Source organism: Pseudomonas tehranensis (assembly GCF_014268615.1).
GTDB classification, from domain to species: Bacteria; Pseudomonadota; Gammaproteobacteria; order Pseudomonadales; family Pseudomonadaceae; genus Aquipseudomonas; species Aquipseudomonas tehranensis.
On the sequence record NZ_JABWQV010000321.1, the window covers coordinates 1 to 4,883 of the forward strand.

5 protein-coding genes are annotated in these 4,883 nt (G+C 62.6%); 3 read left to right on the top strand and 2 right to left on the bottom strand.

The genetic code is table 11. The features are described 5' to 3' along the window. Positions 1-44: 44 nt before the first annotated feature. Positions 45-641: a tRNA-uridine aminocarboxypropyltransferase gene (locus HU811_RS24980; RefSeq protein WP_186658657.1), complete on the bottom strand. Its 597-nt coding sequence runs from the start codon at positions 639-641 to the stop codon at positions 45-47. A gap of 9 nt (positions 642-650) precedes the next feature. Next, entirely contained in the window at positions 651-1,544 is an 894-nt protein-coding gene (locus tag HU811_RS24985) for a LysR family transcriptional regulator (RefSeq protein ID WP_186658658.1), read from the bottom strand. 339 nt (positions 1,545-1,883) lie between these two features. Between HU811_RS24985 and speB the strand changes: the two genes are divergently transcribed. Genes speB through HU811_RS25000 form a run of 3 tightly spaced genes read left to right on the top strand, consistent with a single transcriptional unit; the run spans position 1,884 to position 4,836 of the window. Continuing rightward, entirely contained in the window at positions 1,884-2,834 is a 951-nt protein-coding gene (gene speB, locus HU811_RS24990) for an agmatinase (RefSeq protein ID WP_003198979.1), read from the top strand. A gap of 9 nt (positions 2,835-2,843) precedes the next feature. Further along, positions 2,844-3,269 (top strand): YybH family protein, encoded by a 426-nt coding sequence (locus HU811_RS24995; RefSeq protein ID WP_092458311.1) that lies wholly within the window; start codon positions 2,844-2,846, stop codon positions 3,267-3,269. 52 nt (positions 3,270-3,321) lie between these two features. Further along, a complete protein-coding gene (locus tag HU811_RS25000; RefSeq protein WP_186658661.1) occupies positions 3,322-4,836 on the top strand; it encodes a purine-cytosine permease family protein in 1,515 nt (504 codons plus the stop codon). Positions 4,837-4,883 lie beyond the last annotated feature (47 nt).

Here is a 4,883-nt window from a genome sequence, read left to right on the forward strand (position 1 = left end):
TGTGGGAGCGAGCCTGCTCGCGAAGGGGTCAGCACAGGTAACCATTATTTCCCAACATGATTGCGCCGAAAAACCTCCTCCCCCATCGCCGCTATCTGCCCCTCGATCAACGCCTCGAACGGCCTCAGCAACGGCTCAAAACGGGTCGGTGCCTCAAGGGTTTGCAGCGCCTGGACAACTGCTTCCACCGTCGACAACGCCCCCGGCCCTGGCGCCTTGCGCAAGCGGTAACGAGACACACCGGTTTCGGCCAGCGTCACCCTCGGCAGCGCCGCCAACAGAGGGTTGAGGTGCAGCAACTTGCGCGCCTTGCGCCAGGTGCCGTCCGGCACGACCAACAGCATCGGATCGTCAGACGGCGCATACGCCTGCATGGGCTGCGCCTCTTCGCCGGGAAACAACAGCCGCGCCTGATAACCCGGTTGATTGAGCAACCCAGGCAAATCCTCGAACACCTCGCCCACGATCAACTCGGCATTATTGAGCCCCAGTGCCGCCAGCCGTGCGGTGTTCAGGGCATGATTCACCTCGCTGGGATGCTGCAACAACAGCACCCGGGTGCGGCTGTCGAGGCTGGGGATCAGCGGGCACAGGCAATGGCTTTGCGGCCTGTGGCAGCGCGGACAATGAATTCTGGACATGACGGCACCTCAGGCCTGGTTGAGCTGCGCTTTGAGCAGGTCGCGAAAAGTCTGGATCAGCGGCTCTCGGCTGCGGCCACGGCGTACGATCATCGAAAACGGTGCCTGATAACCAAAAGTGGCCGGCAGCAGCACGCGCAAATCACCCTTGTCCACCCAGGCCTGAGCGTAGTGTTCAGGCAGATAGCCGACGTAGGCGCCGGACAATACCAGGATCAACTGCGCCTCCATGCTCTCCACCGTCGCCGCGCTGTGCTTGAAGCCGTGGCGGGCCAGCTCGGCCTGGCTCCAGTAACCGCGTCCGACCATGCGCTGCTGCGTGATGACTTGCTCAGGGATACGCCGCTCGTTGAACAGCGGGTGACGGTTGCTGCAATACAACCAGTGCTGCTCACGGTACAACGGCATGTAGACCAACCCGCTCATGCGCGTGGAAAACGCGCCGATGGCCAGGTCCAGGCGGTTGTCCTGCACGCCCAGTTGCAGTTCGTACGGGCTCATGACCGACAGGTGCAGGTGGACTGCCGGATGCTCCTGGCTGTAGGCGCCGATGGCTTCGGCGAACGGCAGGGCTGTGTCGCTGACGGTGGAATCGATCACCCCCAGGTTCAGCGTGCCGCGCAACTCGCCCTTCAGCGCGGCGGCGTATTGCTCGAACCCTTCAAGCTCGCCCAACAGACGCAGGGTTTCTTGATGGAACAACTCGCCCTTGCTGGTCAGGCTGAACCCACCCCGCCCACGATGACACAACACCAGGCCCAAGGCTGATTCGAGCTGGCTCATGTAGGTGCTGATGGCCGACGTGGAGAGGTTGAGCTCATGCTGGGCATTGGCGAACCCCTGGTGCCGCACGACGCTGACGAAAATGCGCAGCAGTTTCAGGTCGGGTAAAGCGTTGGCCATCAGATGCTCCTGAACGCTGTGTGTATGGAATTGCATAGGTCTTTGTGGCGAGGGAGCTTGCTCCCGCTCGACGGCGCAGCCGTCGCAAAACCTGCCGACGCGATTTAACTGATGCGTCGAGGTGAATGGTTTAGGGGCTGCTTCGCAACCCAGCGGGAGCAAGCTCCCTCGCCACAGGGGCATCATGTCCCCAGGACTGCGCTGAAACGGAGTCTATCGCCCCGCCCCGCATTAGTTTAGAAAAATCTGAACTAAGTATTTGCCCCTAGCGATTCTTCCGCTCCCAGGCTTTTCGCAGAATCGGCCCCTGATAAATAAAACAACGATGAGGCCCTACCCGTGGACAAGATTCTTCACCAACCACTGGGCGGCAACGAAATGCCGCGCTTCGGCGGCATCGCCACCATGATGCGACTCCCCCATTTGCAAACCGCTGCCGGCCTGGACGCTGCTTTCGTCGGCGTGCCGCTGGACATCGGCACCTCCCTACGCGCCGGCACCCGTTTCGGGCCCCGCGAGATCCGCGCTGAATCGGTGATGATCCGTCCCTACAACATGGCCACCGGGGCCGCGCCGTTCGACTCGTTGTCGGTGGCCGATATCGGTGATGTGCCGATCAACACCTTCAATCTGCTGGACGCCGTACGGATCATCGAAGAGTCGTACCACAAGATTCTGGAACACAACGTCATTCCTCTGACCCTGGGCGGCGATCACACCATCACCCTGCCGATCCTGCGGGCGATCCACAAGAAACACGGCAAGGTCGGCCTGGTGCACATCGATGCCCATGCCGATGTGAACGATCACATGTTCGGTGAAAAAATCGCCCACGGCACCACCTTCCGCCGCGCCGTGGAAGAGGGTCTGCTCGATTGCGACCGCGTGGTGCAAATCGGCCTGCGGGCCCAGGGCTACACCGCCGATGACTTCAACTGGAGCCGCAACCAGGGTTTCCGCGTCGTCCAGGCCGAAGAGTGCTGGCACAAATCCCTCGCACCGTTGATGGCCGAAGTACGTGAGAAAGTTGGCGGCGGCCCGGTGTACCTGAGCTTCGACATCGATGGCATCGACCCGGCTTGGGCGCCCGGGACCGGCACCCCGGAAATCGGCGGCCTGACCACCATCCAGGCCATCGAAATCGTGCGTGGTTGCCAGGGCCTGGACCTGGTCGGTTGCGATCTGGTAGAAGTCTCGCCGCCTTACGACACCACCGGCAACACCTCGCTGCTGGGCGCCAACCTGCTGTACGAGATGCTCTGCGTACTGCCCGGCGTGGTTCATCGCTGAGGCGCGGTCATGAACGATCAGGATCAAGTGCTCAAGGCCGTTGCCGACCTGGTGTCGGCCTTCGCCCGCAATGACCGTGACGCCTACTTCGGCGCATTCACACCCGACGCGAGTTTCGTGTTCTACACCCTCGAACAACCTCTGCTGTCGCGCGATGCCTACCAGGCGTTGTGGGATCGCTGGCGGTCCGAGGATGGCTTCGAGGTGCTGTCGTGTACCTCGAGCAACGCCTTCGTCAGCCTGCAAGGGGACGTGGCGATTTTCATCCATGACGTGGCCACCGAGTTGCGCATGCAAGGGGAGCGACACTTTAGCCAGGAGCGCGAAACCATCCTGTTGCGCAAACAGGACGGACGCACACAAGAACAACAGGGCCTATGGCTGGCCTGCCATGAACATTTGTCCGCGATGCCGGAAGGGCTGCCACCCCCTTAGCCAAACAGGCGACGCCTCACACTCGATGAGCGCGCCTTTATGATCGGAGCAGATCATGCATAACAATAACGACAACAGCCTTACGCAAATCGAAACCAACGGGGTCGAACAGATCCCGGACCATGAACGGACCGCTGGCCCGACGGATCTGTTTCGACTGATCTTCGGCGGCGCCAACACCTTTGCCACCGCCGTGCTCGGCAGTTTCCCGGTGCTGTTCGGCCTCTCGTTCCAGGCCGGGGTCTGGGCGATTGTGCTGGGGGTGGTAGTCGGTTCGATCATCCTCGCGCCCATGGGTCTGTTCGGCCCGCTCAACGGCACCAACAACGCGGTGTCCTCCGGGGCGCATTTCGGCGTACACGGGCGGATCGTTGGCTCGTTCCTGTCGCTGCTGACGGCCATCGCGTTCTTCTCCCTGTCGGTGTGGAGTTCGGGCGATGCGTTGATCGGTGGCGCCAAGCGCTTGATCGGTTTATCGGAAACCGACCTGAGCCTGGGCCTGGCCTACGGCCTGTTCGCCCTGCTGGTATTGACGGTGTGCATCTACGGCTTTCGCTTCATGTTGTGGGTCAACCGCATCGCCGTATGGGCCGCCAGCCTGCTGTTTCTGCTGGGCATCGTGGCCTTCGCGCCGACCTTCGACAGCCAGTTCGCCGGCACCGTCGGCCTCGGCCAGCCAGGCTTCTGGGCGGCGTTCATCGGCGCGGCACTGGTCGCCATGAGCAACCCGATTTCCTTCGGCGCGTTCCTCGGTGACTGGTCGCGCTACATTCCGCGCAGCACGCCCAAGCCGCGCATCATGCTGGCGGTGATCGCCGCGCAACTGGCGACGCTGATCCCGTTCCTGTTCGGCCTTGCCACGGCCACCATCGTGGCGATCAAGGCGCCGGACTACATCGCGGCCAACAACTACGTGGGCGGCCTGCTGGCGATCTCGCCGGGCTGGTTCTTCCTGCCGGTGTGCCTGATCGCGGTAATCGGCGGCATGTCCACTGGCACCACGGCGCTGTATGGCACCGGGCTGGACATGTCCAGCGTGTTCCCTCGAGTTCTGTCGCGGGTCAAGGCAACGCTGCTGATCGGCGTGCTGTCGATTGCCTTCATCTTCATCGGGCGCTTCGCCGCCAACCTGGTGCAAAGCGTATCGACCTTCGCCGTGCTGATCATCACCTGCACCACGCCATGGATGGTGATCATGATCATCGGCCTGCTGGTGCGCCGCGGCTTCTACTGCCCGGATGACCTGCAAGTGTTCACCCGTGGCGAAACCGGCGGGCGCTACTGGTTCAGCCACGGCTGGAACTGGCGCGGCCTGGGGGCCTGGATTCCCAGCGCGCTGGTGGGGCTGTGCTTCGTCAACCTGCCTGGGCAGTTCGTCGGACCGCTGGGTGAGCTGGCCGGCGGCATCGACATCGGCCTGCCGGTGACCCTGGGCCTGGCCTCGGTGATTTACCTGGTGCTGCTTGGATTGTTTCCGGAGCCGGCGGCGGTGTACGGGCCGGACGATCCGCGTAGCAAGGGTTCTTCGGTGCCAATCGATAAACCCTCCCTTAGACAGACCGCCTGACCCGAGATCAACGAAATACCCGTGGCGAGGGAGCTTGCTCCCGCTCG